The organism is Mycobacterium sp. TH-M11 (assembly GCF_057473725.1).
Genome location: NZ_JBYCLD010000040.1, coordinates 1 through 1736, shown reverse-complemented (window position 1 = coordinate 1736; position 1736 = coordinate 1). Strand labels below are relative to the sequence as shown.

The window sequence follows — 1736 nt, the reverse complement described above, 5'->3', positions numbered from 1 at the left end:
CTTTGGTGGGGAGCACTTGTCGGGCACAAGTGGCTCGCCGCGGCGACGGCCACGCAGCAGCCGCGACAGCCCGCCGTTGGGTTCGTCGCGGGACGGTGCCCACCACACCACCATCTGCGACTGCGCGCGTGTCATCGCCACATAGCTCAGCCTGCTGATGTCGCTGGCGTCCTCCCGGCGGCCCTGCTGCTTGGCGACTGGGGCGCCGGGCCCGTTCTTGCCGCCGACATACAGGCAGCGCACGTCGCCATCGTGGTACACCACCATGTCGTAGTCCTGGATATAGCGGTTGAACGCGAACGGCAGGTAGACAACCGGGAATTGCAGACCCTTGGCCGCGTACACCGTCATCACCTGCACGGCGGTGGCGTCGCTGTCGAGTCGACGGTTGCGTTCGGTTGCGCCGCTGCGCTCTTCGCGTTGCTTGCGCAGCCAATCCCGTAGTCCCGGCAAGCCCAACTGCTCGTTGTGGGCCACGTCCTGCAACAACTGGGTGACGTGCGCGAGATCGGTCATCCGTCGCTCGCCGTCCCGCCAGGACAGCACCCGCGCGCCCATGCCGCACAGTTGCGCCGCCTCGAACACCGCGGCCACCCCGCGTTCCCGCGCATGCGACGACCATTCGCGCAACGTGCCGGCGATCCGATCGGTCAGCGGGTCACCGCCTGCCATCAGCGTTTCCGCGGTCTCGCCGAAGAACACCGTCGCCGCCGCGGCGCGCACCAACCCGGGACGTTGCGGTTGGTCGAAGACCTCCAACAGGCACAGCCAATCTGCCGCGGCGTCGGAGCTGAACACGTCGTTGTTGCCTGGATAGACGACGGGTATTCCAATGTTGCACAGCGCCTTAAAGCAGGCGTCGGCATCTTTGTGCCGCTCGACGATCACCGCGATGTCGCAGGCCCGCAGCGGCTCACCGTCGAATGTTGCACCGCTGGCAAGCAGGGCGCGAATGTCGGCGGCCAGGTCGGCGCCGATGTGCTCGCGGATCGCGTCGATGGTTGGATTCTGAACGCCGCTGCAGCCGAGCGTCTCTCGTGCAACGACTCGCAGCCGAAACGGATCGTTGTGCGGTGCGCCCGCAAGCCGGTGGCCCCGATGGTGAGCCGCGACATCCTCCACCGCAATGGCGGGGTCGCCGAGCTGCGCGCCGCGCAGCACCACCTGCACGCGGTCCAGCAGCGCAGAGTCGCTGCGCCAGTTGGTGGCCAACGTCTTTCGGTCACCGGCCGTCTTCGCGGCTTCGAGATAGGTGACGATGTCGCCGCCGCGAAACGAGTAGATGGCCTGCTTCGGGTCGCCGATCAGGATCACCGTCGAATGCCCGCTGAACGCGCGATCGATCACCTCCCATTGCACCCGGTCGGTGTCCTGGAATTCGTCGACCATGACGATGGGCCACCGATGCCGCATGCGTGCTCGGGCGGGGGAGTCGTCGGTGTCCAGCGCGGCGGCCAGCCGGCTCAGCAGATCGTCGTAGCCCAGCACGCCGAGGCGGCGTTTGCGGGTGTCCAGCTCGGCCAGAACGGCTTTCGCGAAGTCGACGCGGGCGGCGGCCTCCGACCCCGGTTCCGCCTGGAGCGGCCGCAGCTCAGCGGCCGGGTTGTTGACCGCCGTGAGCGCCAGCTTCAGCGCGGGATCGTACTGCAGCACCGGATTGTCGCGTTGCCGGCCGAAGTGAGCGAGATACAGGTCGTCGACGACCTCGGTGGTGAGGTCGTCGAGGCTTTCCAGCA

At 67.6% G+C, this 1736-nt stretch carries 1 protein-coding gene; it reads right to left on the bottom strand.

The annotated features are described in order from the left end of the window. Positions 1-1736, bottom strand: a 1736-nt coding sequence (locus tag AC2VOG_RS01685) for a UvrD-helicase domain-containing protein (protein ID WP_486938183.1), incomplete at both ends; no start/stop codon positions are given.